The following is a 15,560-nucleotide window of genomic DNA, read 5'->3' as shown; positions in this document are numbered from 1 at the left end:
CGGATGATCGGGCAGTGACCGAAATCTCGCTGCACAAACAGCCGTGCCGGTGAATCGAAAGCACCCTGCGGCTGGAAGCAGTTCCAAACACAGACTGGAGATCAGTTGATGATTTACGAAGGTAAAGCCATCACGGTTAAAGAGATCGAAGGCGGGATCGCTCAGTTGAACTTCGACTTGCAGGGCGAGTCAGTAAACAAGTTCAACCGTCTTACTATTGAAGAGCTCCGCGCCGCGACTGACGCACTTAAAGCGCAGAAGAACCTGAAGGGTCTGGTAGTAACCAGCTCCAAGGACAGCTTCATTGTTGGTGCCGATATTACCGAATTTACCGAGCTGTTTGCGGGCTCGGAAGAGGATCTGGTAGCCAACAACCTCAAGGCCAATGAAGTCTTCAACGCCGTTGAAGACCTGCCGTTCCCGACGGTTACCGCAATCAACGGTATGGCGCTGGGTGGTGGTTTCGAGATGTGCCTGGCAACCGACTACCGGGTTATGGACAAGAAGGCCAAGGTGGGTCTTCCGGAAGTGAAGCTCGGTATTTTCCCGGGGTTTGGCGGTACTGTGCGCCTGTCCCGTCTGGTGGGCGTCGACAATGCCGTTGAATGGATCAGTGGTGGCACCGAGAACCGTGCTGATGTCGCGCTGAAAGTCGGTGCGGTCGATGCTGTTGTCGAGTCCGACAAGCTGGTCGACGCTGCTGTTGCCATTATCAACCAGTGCAACGAAGGCAAGCTCGATCACGAAGCCCGCCGCGAAGAAAAGAAAGGCAAGATCAAGCTCAATGCCATGGAAAGCATGATGGCATTCGAGATCTCCAAGGCGTTCGTGGCCGGCAAGGCTGGCAAGAACTACCCGGCGCCGGTTGAGGCCATCAAGGTTATGCAGAAGCATGCCGGCATGACCCGCGACAAGGCGATCGAAGTGGAAGCCAAAGGCTTCGCCAAGATGGCCAAGACCAACGTTGCAGCTTGTCTGGTTGGCCTGTTCCTGAACGATCAGGAGCTGAAGAAGAAAGCCAAGGCCTGGGAAAAAGAAGCCAATGACGTGAATCTGGCTGCCGTTCTGGGCGCCGGTATCATGGGCGGTGGCGTCGCTTTCCAGTCTGCCCTGAAGGGTACGCCTATCATCATGAAGGACATCAACCAGGACGGTATCGCCCTGGGACTGAAAGAAGCCAAGAAGCTTCTGTCCAAACGTGTTGAAAAGGGCAAGATGAAGCCCGATCAGATGGCCGACGTGCTCAACAGCATCACGCCGACCCTCAACTATGGCGATTTCAAGAACGTCGACCTGGTGGTTGAAGCCGTTGTTGAGAACCCGAAGGTGAAAGATGCCGTTCTGCGCGAGACCGAAGATGCGGTTCGTGAAGACACCATCCTGACTTCCAACACCTCCACGATTTCCATCGACTTGCTGGCTAAAAACCTGAAGCGTCCGGAAAACTTCTGTGGCATGCATTTCTTCAACCCGGTGCACATGATGCCGCTGGTTGAGGTGATTCGTGGTGAGAAGACGTCTGATCGCGCGATTGCCACCACCGTGGCCTATGCCAAGGCGATGGGCAAGACCCCGATCGTTGTAAATGATTGCCCGGGCTTCCTGGTAAACCGCGTTCTGTTCCCGTACTTCGGCGGCTTTATCGGCCTGGTGCGTGACGGTGCTGACTTCCAGCACGTTGACAAGGTCATGGAGAAGTTTGGCTGGCCGATGGGCCCCGCCTATCTGCTGGACGTTGTCGGCATGGATACCGGTAAGCACGCCGGTGAAGTGATGGCAGACGGCTTCCCGGATCGCATGAAGCACGAAGGCACAACCGCCATTGACGTCATGTTCGATAACAACCGTTACGGACAGAAGAACGACAAGGGCTTCTACAAGTATGAACTGGACCGCAAGGGCAAGCAGAAGAAGGTCGTCGACGAAGAGACTTACAAGCTGCTCGAGCCGGTTGTTCAGGGTAAGAACGAATTCAGCGAAGAAGACATCATTGCCCGTATGATGATTCCTCTGTGCCTGGAAACCGTTCGCTGCCTGGAAGACGGCATTGTCGAAGATCCGGCAGATGCTGACATGGGCCTGATTTTCGGTATCGGCTTCCCGCCGTTCCGTGGTGGTGCCCTGCGCTATATCGACGACATGGGTGTAGACAAGTTCGTCGAACTGGCAGACAAGTTTGCAGACCTTGGTCCTCTTTATCATCCGACCGAGAAGCTGCGTGAAATGGCCAAGACTGGCAAAAAGTTCTTTGGCTAACCCTGAACGAGATTTCCGAACGGAGAAAGATCTATGAGCCTTAATCCGAGAGACGTTGTCGTCGTCGATTGCGTGCGGACTCCGATGGGTCGTGCCAAAAACGGTTGTTTCCGGAACGTGCGTGCAGAGACTCTGTCCGCCGCTCTGATCGAAGCACTGTTTGAGCGCAACCCGAAGCTCGACCCGAAAGAAGTTGAAGATGTTATCTGGGGCTGTGTAAACCAGACCAAGGAGCAGGGCTTCAACGTGGCGCGTCAGATTTCCCTGCTGACGCGCATTCCTCACGAGTCTGCGGCGCAGACCGTGAACCGTCTGTGTGGCTCCGCCATGAGTGCGATTCACACTGCGGCGCAGGCGATCATGACCGGCAACGGTGATGTGTTCTTTGTGGGTGGTGTCGAGCACATGGGGCACGTCCCCATGACTGAAGGCTTCGACCATAACCCGGCTGCGTCCAAGTACTCCGCCAAGGCCTCCAACATGATGGGCCTGACTGCGGAGATGCTGGCCAAGATGCACGGTATTACCCGTGAGCAGCAGGATGAGTTCGGCGCCCGGTCTCACCGCCTGGCCCACGAAGCGACGGTTGAAGGCCGTTTCAAGAACGAAATCGTGCCGATCGAAGGTCACGATGAGAATGGCTTCAAGGTATTGATCGAGCAGGACGAGACTATTCGTCCGGAGACCACTGCCGAGTCCCTGGGTCAGCTGAAGCCGGCATTTGATCCGAAAAACGGTACCGTGACTGCGGGCACCTCTTCCCAGCTGACCGACGGTGCCGCTGCGATGGTGCTGATGTCTGCAGAGCGCGCCGAAGCCCTTGGGCTGAAGCCGATTGCCAAGATCCGTAGCATGGCGGTTGCCGGTTGCGATCCCGCAATCATGGGCTATGGCCCGGTTCCTGCCACCAAGAAGGCTCTGAAACGCGCAGGCCTGAAAGTCGAAGACATCGACTTCTGGGAACTGAACGAAGCCTTTGCCGGCCAGTCGCTGCCGGTCCTCAAGGACCTGAAACTGCTGGGCGTTATGGAAGAGAAAGTGAACCTGAACGGCGGTGCGATTGCCCTGGGCCATCCGCTGGGCTGCTCCGGTGCACGTATCTCCACAACCCTGCTGAACGTGATGCAGGCCAAAGGCGGTAAGCTTGGTGTTTCTACCATGTGTATCGGCCTGGGCCAGGGCATTGCAACGGTCTGGGAGCGTTTGTAATCCGGCAAGCGGATTGCATTACGCGGTTTCAGAAGGCCCGGCAAATGCCGGGTCTTTCTGTTTAGGCAGGGCGCCCGCGCAGGGTTCCCGAATGTGAAAAAAAGCAGGATTGAAACCAAAGAATGGGTTGTCTTGCTATTCTTGACCCTGTAAAACAGTGAGCCTATACAGAATGGCGGCTCATGTGTGTTTTCTAGCCGACTGATTTTACAGCGAGTTTACGGTTTGCTGATTTATTGACCGATTTATCGCCAAGGATACAGAACTCCGATATGGGTAAAAGTCTCGTAATTGTCGAGTCACCAGCGAAAGCGAAGACCATCAACAAGTACCTGGGCTCTGACTTCATCGTCAAATCGAGCGTCGGGCACATTCGTGATCTTCCCGTCAGTGGCAGTGGATCCCAGTCCGATCCCAAGGAGCGTGCCAGGCAGGCTGCCGCCACCCGGAAGATGAGCCCGGACGAAAAGGCCGCCCATAAAAAGCGCAAGGCCCGGGAGCAGCTGGTGGCCCGCATGGGCGTTGACCCCGATCAGGACTGGAGCGCCCGCTACGAGATCCTTCCCGGCAAGGAAAAGGTGGTCAGCGAACTCAAGCGCCTGGCCAAGTCTGCAGATCATATTTATCTGGCAACGGATTTGGACCGCGAGGGGGAGGCCATCGCCTGGCACCTTCAGCAGACCATTGGCGGCGAACCGGAGAAATACCGGCGTGTGGTGTTTAACGAAATCACCAAGCGTGCCATTCAGGAAGCCTTCAAGGACCCCGGCAATCTCGACAACAACCGTGTGAATGCCCAGCAGGCCCGGCGCTTCCTGGATCGGGTCGTGGGTTACATGGTGTCGCCACTGCTGTGGGCCAAGATTGCCCGTGGCCTGTCTGCCGGCCGTGTGCAGTCGGTCGCGGTGCGGCTGATTGTGGAGCGGGAACGTGAAATCCGGAAATTTGTTCCCGAGGAATATTGGCAGTTACATGCCGATCTGGCGTCGACCAAGGCCGATCAGCCGGTCCGCTTTGAGGTCACACGTCATGACGACAAGCCCTACCGGCCGGTTAACGAACAGCAAAGCAGCGAGCATGTCAGCCGCCTGAAGGCAGGAACCTTCAAGGTTGCCAAGCGGGAGGACAAGCCGACACGCTCACGGCCGTCTGCCCCGTTCATTACCTCGACTCTGCAGCAGGCCGCCAGTAACCGGATGGGGTTTAGCGTCAAGAAGACCATGATGCTAGCCCAGCGTCTTTATGAGGCGGGTTATATAACGTATATGCGTACTGACTCAACGAACCTGAGTCAGGATGCGATTACCAGCTGTCGCGGTTTTATCCAGAAGCAGTTCGGCGACAAGTACCTGCCTGAGAAACCCCGTGTCTACGGCAGTAAAGAAGGTGCCCAGGAAGCCCATGAGGCCATTCGACCCACCGAAGTCAGCCGTCGTCCGGCGGACATCAGCGGTCTTGAGAAAGATGCCGAAAAGCTCTACGACCTGATCTGGCGCCAGTTCATAGCCTGTCAGATGTCCGATGCCGAGTTCCTGAGTACCTCCATCGTGGTCGCTAACGGTGATTACGAACTGAGAACTCGTGGCCGGATCATCAAGTTCGACGGTTTCCTGAAGGCAGCGCCACAAGCTGCCAAGAAAGACGAAGATATCGCCTTGCCAGATATCCAGGTGGATGAAGTTCTGGATCTGAAAAAGCTAGACCCCACCCAGCACTTCACCAAGCCCGCGCCCAGATACACTGAGGCCAGTCTGGTCAAAGAGCTTGAAAAACAGGGCATTGGCCGGCCTTCGACCTACGCCTCGATTATTTCCACGATTCAGGATCGTGGCTATGTGCGGCTCCAGAATCGTCGTTTCTACGCAGAAAAGATGGGAGAGATCGTCACCGAGCGGTTGTCTGAATCTTTCCCGAATCTGATGGATTTCGATTTTACCGCGAAGATGGAAGACGAACTCGACGAGATCGCCGAGGGCGATGTCGAGTGGAAAAAAGTTCTGAACGATTTTTATGGCCGATTCCGCCAACAGCTTGAAAAAGCCGAGAGTGCCGAAGACGGGGGCATGCGTGCCAATACGCCCACGGAAACGGACATTCCCTGCCCAAGCTGTGGCCGTAATATGCAGATTCGAGTGGCCAGCACCGGCGTGTTCCTCGGGTGCTCCGGTTATTCGTTGCCGCCGAAGGAGCGGTGCAAGACCACCATTAACCTGGTGTCCGGTGACGAGGTTGTCAGCGCTGACGATGATGTCGAGGGTGAGGGTGAAACCCGTCTGCTGCGCAAGAAGCGCCGCTGTCCCAAGTGCGGCACCGCCATGGACAGCTACCTGATCGACGAAACCCGCAAGCTGCACGTGTGTGGTAATAATCCGGACTGTTCCGGCTACGAAGTGGAGAAGGGCACTTTCCGCATCAAGGGCTACGACGGCCCGACGTTGGAGTGCGATAAATGCGGCTCTGAAATGCAGTTGAAGACCGGTCGGTTCGGCAAATATTTTGGTTGCACCAACACCGAGTGCAAGAACACCCGCAAGCTCCTCAAAAACGGCGAGCCTGCGCCACCCAAGATGGACCCGGTGCCGATGCCGGAGCTGCAATGCCAGAAGGTTGATGACACTTACGTTCTTCGGGACGGTGCGTCAGGGCTTTTCCTGGCCGCCAGTAAATTCCCGAAAAACCGGGAGACACGGCCGCCGCTGGTGATGGAAATCAAGCCGCACCGCAAGGAAATTGATCCCAAATACGATTACCTGATGGACGCGCCCGAGCGTGACCCTGAAGGCAATCCGACGGTGATTCGGTACAGCCGAAAGAGCAAGGAGCAGTACGTCATGTCCGAGAAGGACGGCAAGGCGACGGGCTGGTCTGCGTGGTATGTAAACGGGAAGTGGCAGCCACAGGACAAGAAAAAGTAAATCGATTGGGCTTGGGGTCAGATCAACGCGTTGATCTGACCCCCGGTGTCTGCTGTTACCGGAACTTTCTCAATCTCTGGATAAGAGATGAGGTGTCCCAGCGTTTCCCGCCCATGGACTGCACATCTGCATAGAACTGATCCACCAGGGCCGTCACCGGCAGCGAAGCGTTTACCTTGCGCGCTTCCTCGAGGCAGATGCCCAGATCCTTCCGCATCCAGTCAACGGCAAACCCGTGCTCGAATTCACCGGCAATCATGGTCCCTGAACGATTTTCCATCTGCCAAGACTGGGCCGCTCCCTTTGATATCACGTCGACCACTTTTGCTACATCCAATTCTGCCTGCTCGGCGAAGTGCAGCGCCTCCGACAGTCCCTGTACCAGGCCGGCAATGGCAATCTGGTTGACCATTTTGGTTTTCTGGCCGCTGCCAGCGGGGCCCATCAGGTTGAGCGCCCGGGCATAGTGCTTCATCACAGGCTCGGCTTTGGCGTAGTCCTGCTCGGAGCCGCCGCACATAATGGTCAGTTTGCCGTTCTCGGCGCCCTGCTGGCCTCCGGAAACAGGTGCGTCGACAAAGCCCATGTTCCTGCTGCGCGCAGTCTCGGCCAGATATTCGGCAATGCCGGCGGAAGCCGTGGTGTGATCCACAAGAACGGCGCCTTCCGGCGCATTGGCGAAAATGCCCTCATCGCCTTCATACACCGCTTTGAGGTCGGTATCGGCGCCAACGCAAGTCAGCACGATATCGGCCCCTTTAACGGCATCAGCGATGGTGCCGCAGTTGCTTCCGGGATATTCGCCGGCCCACTGGTTGGCTTTGGTGGAGGTCCGGTTCCAGACCCTGACAGTGAGCCCGGCGTTGGCGAGGTGGCCGGCCATCGGGTAGCCCATGACGCCAAGGCCGATAAATGCTGCGGTTGTCATTGCTTTCTCCTCTTATGTTTTTATCGGGTTAACTTAGCACAGAAGAGTAGGGCGGGACGGAATAAAAAAGGCCGCTGATTCAGCGGCCTTTGATTACGTCTTACCCGAAAAACCGGATTTACTTGGTCGGGTAATCCCGGGACTCCGAACCAGTGTACAACTGGCGCGGGCGACCGATACGATAGTCGCCGCTGACCATCTCGTTCCAGTGCGAGAACCAGCCAATGGTGCGAGACAGGGCGAAGATCACGGTGAACATCGAGGTCGGGATGCCGATGGCCTTGAGAATCAGGCCGGAGTAGAAATCCACGTTCGGGTAGAGCTTGCGCTTGACGAAGTACTCGTCTTCCAGCGCAATTTTCTCGAGACGCTGGGCGATCTTGAGCAGGGGATCGTTCTCCAGGCCCAGCTCTGTCAGAACCTCGTGAGCGGTTTCTGCCATGACCTTGGCCCGCGGGTCGAAGTTCTTGTAGACCCGGTGACCGAAGCCCATCAGGCGGAACGGATCGTCTTTGTCCTTGGCCTTGGCGATGAATTTCTCGATGTTGGATTCGTCGCCGATCTCGGCCAGCATATCGAGTACAGCTTCGTTGGCACCGCCGTGTGCGGGGCCCCACAGCGCAGCAATGCCGGAGGCGATACAGGCGTAGGGGTTTGCGCCGGTCGAACCAGCCAGGCGCACGGTGGAGGTCGACGCGTTCTGTTCGTGGTCCGCGTGCAGGATGAAGATCTTGTCCATGGCCTTGGCCAGGATCGGATTAGGCTTGTATTCCTCGCAGGGAACGCCAAACATCATCTGCAGGAAGTTCTCGGAGTACGAGAGGTCATTGCGCGGGTACATGAACGGCTGGCCAATGCTGTATTTGTAGCACCAGGCTGCAATGGTCGGCATTTTTGCGATCAGGCGGTGGGCAGTGATTTCCCGCTGTTGCTGGTTGGTCACGTCCATCTGGTCATGGTAGAACGCCGACAGGGCGCCTACGACGCCGCACATGATGGCCATCGGGTGTGCGTCACGACGGAAGCCCTGGAAGAAGTTCCGCATCTGGTCGTGCAGCATGGTGTGGTTCTTGATGGTGTCGTGGAACCGTTTGTTCTCTTCAGCGCTTGGAAGCTCGCCGTGGAGCAGGAGGTAGCAGACTTCAAGGTAGTCGGAATGTTCGGCCAGCTGTTCAATCGGGTAGCCGCGGTGCAGGAGAACGCCGTTTGCACCGTCGATGTAGGTAATGGCCGATTCGCAGGCTGCTGTGGATACGAATCCTGGATCGTATGTGAAAACGCCTTCCTGGACTAGGCCTCGTACGTCGATAACGTCAGGGCCGACGGTGCCGGAATAAACCGGTAGCTCAATGGACTTGTCCCCCACCGAGAGCGTGGCTTTCCTGTCGGTCATGGTGCTCTCCTATTTATCAGCTTTGACAGCTTTATCTACAGTTATGGATGCGCTAGAAGGCGCGTATTATCGCAAAACTGGCGGCAAAATATAGGGCGTTGGCTTTTTTTGTCAATGGAAGAGTCCGGAAAAGCCAGAATTTGACATTCGTTGTAAATGAGGGATATCCCGAATAACAACGGATTGGGGCAAGAAAAGGATTTGTCAATCATCCTTATAGCTTGCTTAACCCCCTGAAATACGCGGCCTGAGCGACGTTGCAGGTTTGTAATTGGTTAGGACACTCCTTATAATCCCTAGCCCGGAATCGGGGATAAACCTTTTCCCGCTGCCTGTAAATAGCGGGTTGCCGGTAAGGTTTCCTCCCTTCTGAGCCAATCGTGTGCCGGTTTCGTATCAGCACGCCGATCCTTACATACCAACCATCCGCACCCGGTTTTCCGGTCCCGCGGAACCAAGAGAGAGTGTGAGAGCGCTGTGAATAGCAAACGACCAGTAAATCTCGATCTCGGCAAGTTTCATTTTCCGCTGCCAGCCATTACGTCCATATTGCACCGTATCAGCGGCATCATCATTTTTGTTGGTGTTGCGTTCATGCTCTACGGACTTCAGCTTTCCCTGTCCGGGGAAGAGGGCTTCAGTCGGGTAAGTGAACTGCTGGACAGCTTCCTTGCCAAGCTGATTATCTGGGGCATCTTGTCTGCTCTGTTGTACCACCTGGTTGCGGGTATCAAGCACCTGTTCATGGATATGGGCATTGGTGAAGAGCTCGAGAGCGGCCGCCTCGCCTCGAAGATCACGATTGTGGTTTCCGTCATTCTCATCGTTCTGGCAGGAGTCTGGGTATGGTAAACAGCGTCACGAACCTGGGTCGCAGTGGTGTCTTCGACTGGCTGATCCAGAGGGTAACCGCCTACGTACTTGCTTTGTATACAATTTTCCTGCTTGGTTACATGTTGACGACCGATGTCAACTACGACACCTGGAACGCGTTGTTCGACCAGACCTGGTTCCGCATCTTTACCCTGATGGCACTGCTGTCTATTGGTGCGCACGCCTGGGTGGGGCTCTGGACAGTAACCACGGACTACATCAAGGCCATGGGTCCCAGGTTTATCGTGCAGGCAGCTTGTGGGCTGACCATGTTCGTATATGTGGTTTGGGGCATTCAGATTCTTTGGGGGCTTTAATCGATGGCTAATATCAAGACCATGTCCTTTGACGCGATTGTTATCGGCGGTGGCGGATCCGGCATGCGTGCCGCTCTTCAGCTGACTGAGTCAGGCGTCAATACCGCGTGTGTCACCAAGGTGTTTCCGACTCGCTCGCACACCGTATCTGCCCAGGGCGGTATTACCTGTGCGATCGCAAGCGCTGATCCGAATGACGACTGGCGCTGGCACATGTATGACACGGTAAAGGGTTCGGACTACATTGCCGACCAGGACGCCGTTGAGTATATGTGTTCTGTAGGTCCCCAGGCGGTATTCGAACTGGAGCACATGGGGCTGCCTTTCTCCCGTACCGAGCAGGGCCGCATCTACCAGCGTCCTTTCGGTGGTCAGTCCAAGGGGCCGGACAATCCGACCCAGGCTGCACGTACCTGTGCCGCGGCTGACCGTACCGGTCACGCGCTTCTTCACACGCTGTATCAGGCCAACATCAAGGGCGGAACCACCTTCCTCAATGAGTGGTACGCGGTAGATCTCGTCAAGAACAGCAAGGACGAGGTTGTTGGTGTTGTTGCGATCGAGGTGGAAACCGGTGAGGTCGCCTACATCAAGTCCAAGGCGACCGTGCTGGCGACCGGTGGTGCGGGTCGTATCTATGCCTCCACAACCAACGCCCTCATTAATACTGGTGATGGTATCGGTATGGCGCTGCGCGCTGGCTTCCCGATGCAGGATATGGAAATGTGGCAGTTCCATCCGACCGGAATTTACGGTGCCGGCACGCTGGTGACCGAGGGTTGCCGGGGTGAGGGTGGTTACCTGATCAACGCCGAAGGCGAGCGTTTCATGGAGCGTTATGCGCCGAACGCGAAAGACCTGGCGGGTCGCGACGTAGTCGCCCGTGCGATGGTTATCGAGATCCTGGAAGGCCGTGGCTGTGGTCCGGACAAGGATCACGTTCTGCTGAAGCTCGATCACCTTGGTGAAGAGACTCTGAACCTGCGTCTGCCGGGCATTTGTGAGCTGTCCCGTACCTTTGCTCACGTTGATCCTGTCAAGGAGCCGATTCCGGTTGTACCGACCTGTCACTATATGATGGGTGGCATTCCGACCAACGTCGGCGGTCAGGCTCTGACTCAGGATGAAAACGGAAACGACAAGCCCATTCCCGGTCTGTTTGCCTGCGGCGAAGCGGCCTGTGTATCGGTGCATGGTGCTAACCGTCTGGGCGGCAATTCTCTGCTGGACTTGGTGGTCTTTGGTCGTGCGGCTGGCCTGCACATCGAGGAGCAGCTGCGTGGCGGCTTTGAGGTTGATGGTGCCAGTGAAGAGGATATCAAGCGTGCCATGGCGCGGCTTGATCGTCTGAACAGTGCCTCCGAGGGCGAGAGCGTGGCAGAGGTTCGCAAGGATCTTCAGAACTGCATGCAGCTTTACTTCGGTGTATTCCGCGACGGCAAGAGCATGGAAGAAGGTCTCAAGAAGCTGGAAGCCATTGGCGAGCGTGTGCGTAACACCAAGCTGGCCGATACCAGTAACGCCTTCAACACCGCCCGAATCGAAGCGCTTGAGCTGGATAACCTTTATGAAGTGGCGCTGTCTACCGCTATTTCCGCGTTTGAGCGTAAGGAAAGCCGTGGCGCACACGCCAGGAACGATTTCACCGAGCGTGACGATGAGAACTGGCTGAAGCACTCCATGTACTTCCCGTTGGAAAAACGCGTGGGCAAGCGTGATGTGAACTTTGCACCGAAGACGGTGGCCACGTTTGAGCCGAAGGTCCGGACTTACTAAGGGGGACTCCGAAAATGTTAGTAAGCCTTTATCGTTATAACCCGGAAAGCGACAATGCGCCCTACATGCAGGACGTGGATGTCGAAATTCCGGAAGGCAAGGATCTGATGGTTCTTGATGTGCTGAACCTCATCAAGGAACGCGATCCTTCAATGGCCTACCGCCGGTCCTGTCGGGAGGGTGTTTGTGGCTCTGATGGCATGAACATGAACGGCAAGAACGGCCTGGCCTGCATTACGCCGGTTTCCCAGGTTGTGAAAAACAACAAGCTGGTGCTGCGCCCTCTGCCAGGACTGCCTGTCATTCGTGATCTGGTTGTTGATATGAGTCTTTTCTACAAACAGTACGAAAAGGTCATGCCTTACCTTATCAATGACAAGCCCGCACCGGCGATTGAGCGGCTGCAGTCTCCGGAAGACCGCGAGAAGCTGGATGGCCTGTACGAGTGTATTCTCTGTGCCTGCTGTTCAACTTCCTGTCCGTCGTTCTGGTGGAACCCGGACAAGTTCATCGGCCCCGCCGGTCTGTTGCAGGCCTACCGCTTCCTGGCCGACAGCCGGGACACGGCTCAGGCCGAGCGCCTTGCCAATCTTGATGACCCGTTCAGTGTATTCCGCTGCCGGGGCATCATGAACTGTGTCAGTGTCTGCCCGAAAGGTCTGAACCCCACAAGGGCTATCGGCCACATTCGGAATCTTTTGCTGCAAAGGGCGACTTAAGCAGCAGGATTTGCGCCAGACGCTATACTGTTCTGATCAGGTTAGTACCCGGAAGGCCTCGCAATTTGCGGGGCCTTCAACCAAAGGCTTATAGTCAAAAGTCTTACCCGGGTGCACACTACGCAAGCCGTGGCGGGAACTTATAAAGTTTTCTCCCTGTTTTGCTGAGTATAAAAACCACCGGGGAATGGAAAACATCCATGTCGGGTGTGGTGGCCAAAGTCGATCCCGTAAAAACCCGTATTGACTGAGAAATACCCCTGGCCGACCATATCGGGCTCCCCGCACCAGCCCAAGGTGAGCTATTCAAGATGCACGAAAGCATAATGGAGCAGTTATGGCAGACTTCCCACCTTCAGGGTGGAAATCTTGCCTATGTTGAACAGCTTTTTGAAACCTACCTGACAGACCCCAACGCCGTTCCCGAAGAGTGGCGCAGCTATTTCGACAAACTACCCAGTGTCGATGGCTATCAGGGCCGCGACATTGCCCACTCTTCCATCCGCGAACAGTTCGAACACATCTCCCGTAATCAGCGTTTCCTTGCCAGTGGCGGCGTTCCCGCCAGCGCAACGTCTGACGCCGACAAGAAACAGATTCGTGTTCTTCAGCTGATTAACGCTTATCGCTTTCGCGGCCATCAGGAAGCGAAGCTGGATCCGCTTGGCGTGTGGCAGCGTCCCAAGGTTGAAGACCTGGACCCCTCGTTCCACGAGCTGTTGGATTCCGATCGCGATCTCGAATTCCAGACCGGTTCCCTGAACCTCGGCTCCGAGACCATGAAACTCGGAGACATTGTCGATGGCCTGAGACAGACGTATTGCGAGAGCATCGGCGCTGAATACATGCACGTTGTTGATACCCGCATCAAGCGTTGGTTCCAGCAGCGTATGGAGCCGGTTCGCTCAAGGCCGGCCTACGAGGACAACACCCGCAAGCACATTCTCGAGCGTCTGACGGCAGCCGAAGGCCTTGAAAAGTACCTTGGGTCCCGCTACCCGGGCGTGAAACGATTCGGCCTTGAGGGCGGCGAGAGCCTGATTCCCTGCCTGGATGAACTGATCCAGCGGGCGGGCTCCTACGGCGCCAAGGAAATCGTTCTGGGTATGGCTCACCGTGGTCGGCTGAACGTTCTGGTCAATACGCTGGGCAAGAACCCGAGAGAGCTGTTTGATGAGTTCGAAGGCAAGAAGCTGGCTGATTCCGGTTCTGGTGACGTTAAATACCACCAGGGCTTCTCATCCAATGTGATGACCCCGGGTGGCGAAGTTCACCTGGCGATGGCGTTCAACCCTTCCCATCTGGAAATTGTTTCTCCGGTGGTCGAGGGCTCCGTTCGGGCCCGCCAAACCCGCCGCAATGATGACGAAGGCACCAAGGTTGTTCCGATCATCATGCACGGCGACGCGGCGTTTGCCGGCCAGGGCGTGGTGATGGAAACCTTCCAGATGTCCCAGACCCGTGGCTTTGGCGTTGGCGGCACCATCCATATCGTCATCAACAACCAGGTTGGTTTCACTACCAGCAAGCAGGAAGATGCGCGGTCTACGGAATACTGTACCGACGTGGCCAAAATGATCCAGGCGCCGATTCTGCACGTGAATGCGGACGACCCGGAGGCGGTCATGTTCGTCACCCAGATGGCCATGGACTACCGCAATGAGTTCAAGAATGACGTGGTGATCGATCTCGTCTGCTACCGTCGTCGTGGTCACAACGAAGCGGATGAGCCGGCGGCGACCCAGCCGGTCATGTACGAGAAGATCCGCAAGCTGAAAACCACCCGCAACCTTTATGCGGAGCAGCTGGTTGCAGCCGGAGTGATTACCGAGGAAGAAGCCAAGCAAATGGAGAACGACTATCGTGACGCCCTGGATAACGGCGAACACGTGGTCAAATCCCTGGTCAAGGAGCCCAACAAGGAGCTCTACGTCGACTGGACGCCTTACCTCGGACACGAGTGGACGGCCAAGTGCAAGTCCAGCGTGGCCCTGAAAACCATTCAGAAGCTTGGCAAGAAACTGACCTCTGTACCCGAAGGTTTCAGTATTCAGCGCCAGGTTTCCAAGATTGTTTCTGACCGCGAGAAAATGACCGCCGGTGCCTTGCCCATCAACTGGGGCTACGGCGAAGTCATGGCCTATGCGACCTTGCTCAATGAAGGTCATCCGATCCGCATCACCGGTCAGGACGTTGGTCGTGGTACTTTCTCGCACCGCCATGCGGTTCTCCACAACCAGAAAGACGGCTCTACCCATATTGCCCTTGAGCAGTTGTCAGAGAACCAGCCGAAATTCGAGATCTATGATTCGCTGCTCTCCGAAGAAGCGGTGATGGCATTTGAATACGGCTACTCGACCACGGCCCCCAACGGTCTGGTGGTCTGGGAAGCGCAATTCGGCGACTTTGCCAACGGTGCTCAGGTGGTGATCGACCAGTTCCTGACCAGTGGTGAGCACAAGTGGGGACGCCTTTGCGGTCTGACCCTCCTGTTGCCCCATGGTTATGAAGGGCAGGGGCCGGAGCACAGTTCCGCGCGCCTCGAGCGTTTCCTTCAGCTGTGTGCCGAGCACAACATCCAGGTGTGTGTGCCGACGACGCCGTCGCAGGTGTTCCACATGCTTCGTCGCCAGGTCAAGCGTCCGCTGCGCAAGCCGCTGGTGGCGATCACGCCGAAGAGCCTGCTGCGTCACAAGGAAGCGACCTCCGATCTGGATGATCTGACCTCCGGAACCTTCCAGACAGTTCTGCCCGAGAAGGAACCGTCAGATCCGAAGAAAGTAACGCGCCTGATTATGTGCAGTGGCAAGGTCTACTTCGATCTTCTGGAAAAGAAGAAGGCCGATGAGCGTGATGATGTCGCTATCGTCCGTATCGAACAGCTCTACCCGTTCCCGGGAGACGACCTCGATGAGCTGCTGAGCAACTACAGCAAGCTCAAGCATGTTGTCTGGTGTCAGGAAGAGCCGATGAATCAGGGTGCCTGGTATTGCAGCCAGCATCATATGCGTAACGCGCTGCACCGCCTGAATCCCAAGCTGTACCTTCAGTATGCCGGTCGTGACGCTTCCGCTGCTCCTGCCTGTGGCCATATGTCGGTCCACATTGAAGAGCAGAAGAAACTGGTTAACGACGCGTTTGAAATTTGACGAGCTACCGAACTAAGGATCTGTA

At 56.2% G+C, this 15,560-nt stretch carries 10 protein-coding genes; 8 read left to right on the top strand and 2 right to left on the bottom strand.

The window, feature by feature from the left end:
- The first annotated feature begins 108 nt into the window (after positions 1–108).
- The 3 genes from fadB to topA all read left to right on the top strand — a co-directional run bounded on the left by fadB (position 109) and on the right by topA (position 6,380).
- On the top strand, positions 109–2,256 hold the full coding sequence (fadB, locus tag ACESMK_RS04855) for a fatty acid oxidation complex subunit alpha FadB (RefSeq protein WP_372995824.1): 2,148 nt from the start codon (positions 109–111) through the stop codon (positions 2,254–2,256).
- 33 nt (positions 2,257–2,289) lie between these two features.
- Complete coding sequence (gene fadA, locus ACESMK_RS04850) at positions 2,290–3,465, top strand: acetyl-CoA C-acyltransferase FadA (RefSeq protein ID WP_372995822.1); 1,176 nt, start codon at positions 2,290–2,292, stop codon at positions 3,463–3,465.
- Positions 3,466–3,737: 272 nt separating this feature from the next.
- A complete protein-coding gene (gene topA, locus ACESMK_RS04845) occupies positions 3,738–6,380 on the top strand; it encodes a type I DNA topoisomerase (protein WP_372995820.1) in 2,643 nt (880 codons plus the stop codon).
- A gap of 55 nt (positions 6,381–6,435) precedes the next feature.
- Here the strand turns inward: topA and ACESMK_RS04840 are convergent, their stop codons facing one another.
- Both ACESMK_RS04840 and gltA read right to left on the bottom strand, forming a co-directional pair.
- Complete coding sequence (locus ACESMK_RS04840) at positions 6,436–7,308, bottom strand: NAD(P)-dependent oxidoreductase (protein ID WP_372995818.1); 873 nt, start codon at positions 7,306–7,308, stop codon at positions 6,436–6,438.
- Positions 7,309–7,426: 118 nt separating this feature from the next.
- Positions 7,427–8,701 carry a citrate synthase gene (gene gltA, locus ACESMK_RS04835; RefSeq protein ID WP_372995816.1) on the bottom strand — a complete coding sequence of 425 codons (1,275 nt, stop codon included), beginning with the start codon at positions 8,699–8,701 and terminating at the stop codon, positions 7,427–7,429.
- A gap of 477 nt (positions 8,702–9,178) precedes the next feature.
- Here gltA and sdhC point away from each other — a divergent pair, with 477 nt between their 5' ends.
- The 5 genes from sdhC (at position 9,179) to ACESMK_RS04810 (ending at position 15,535) form a co-directional block, all read left to right on the top strand.
- Entirely contained in the window at positions 9,179–9,553 is a 375-nt protein-coding gene (gene sdhC / locus ACESMK_RS04830) for a succinate dehydrogenase, cytochrome b556 subunit (RefSeq protein WP_148606774.1), read from the top strand.
- On the top strand, positions 9,547–9,891 hold the full coding sequence (sdhD, locus tag ACESMK_RS04825) for a succinate dehydrogenase, hydrophobic membrane anchor protein (protein ID WP_008174380.1): 345 nt from the start codon (positions 9,547–9,549) through the stop codon (positions 9,889–9,891). The genes sdhC and sdhD overlap by 7 nt, the downstream gene beginning before the upstream one ends.
- A 3-nt stretch (positions 9,892–9,894) precedes the next feature.
- Positions 9,895–11,667, top strand: a complete 1,773-nt coding sequence (gene sdhA, locus ACESMK_RS04820; protein ID WP_372995813.1) for a succinate dehydrogenase flavoprotein subunit — start codon at positions 9,895–9,897, stop codon at positions 11,665–11,667.
- Positions 11,668–11,681: 14 nt separating this feature from the next.
- Positions 11,682–12,386 (top strand): succinate dehydrogenase iron-sulfur subunit, encoded by a 705-nt coding sequence (locus ACESMK_RS04815; RefSeq protein ID WP_372995811.1) that lies wholly within the window; start codon positions 11,682–11,684, stop codon positions 12,384–12,386.
- 311 nt (positions 12,387–12,697) lie between these two features.
- Positions 12,698–15,535: a 2-oxoglutarate dehydrogenase E1 component gene (locus tag ACESMK_RS04810; protein ID WP_372995809.1), complete on the top strand. Its 2,838-nt coding sequence runs from the start codon at positions 12,698–12,700 to the stop codon at positions 15,533–15,535.
- Positions 15,536–15,560 lie beyond the last annotated feature (25 nt).

The organism is Marinobacter sp., assembly GCF_041687235.1.
Lineage (GTDB): Bacteria > Pseudomonadota > Gammaproteobacteria > Pseudomonadales > Oleiphilaceae > Marinobacter.
This window is presented reverse-complemented; position numbering and strand designations above follow the sequence as displayed.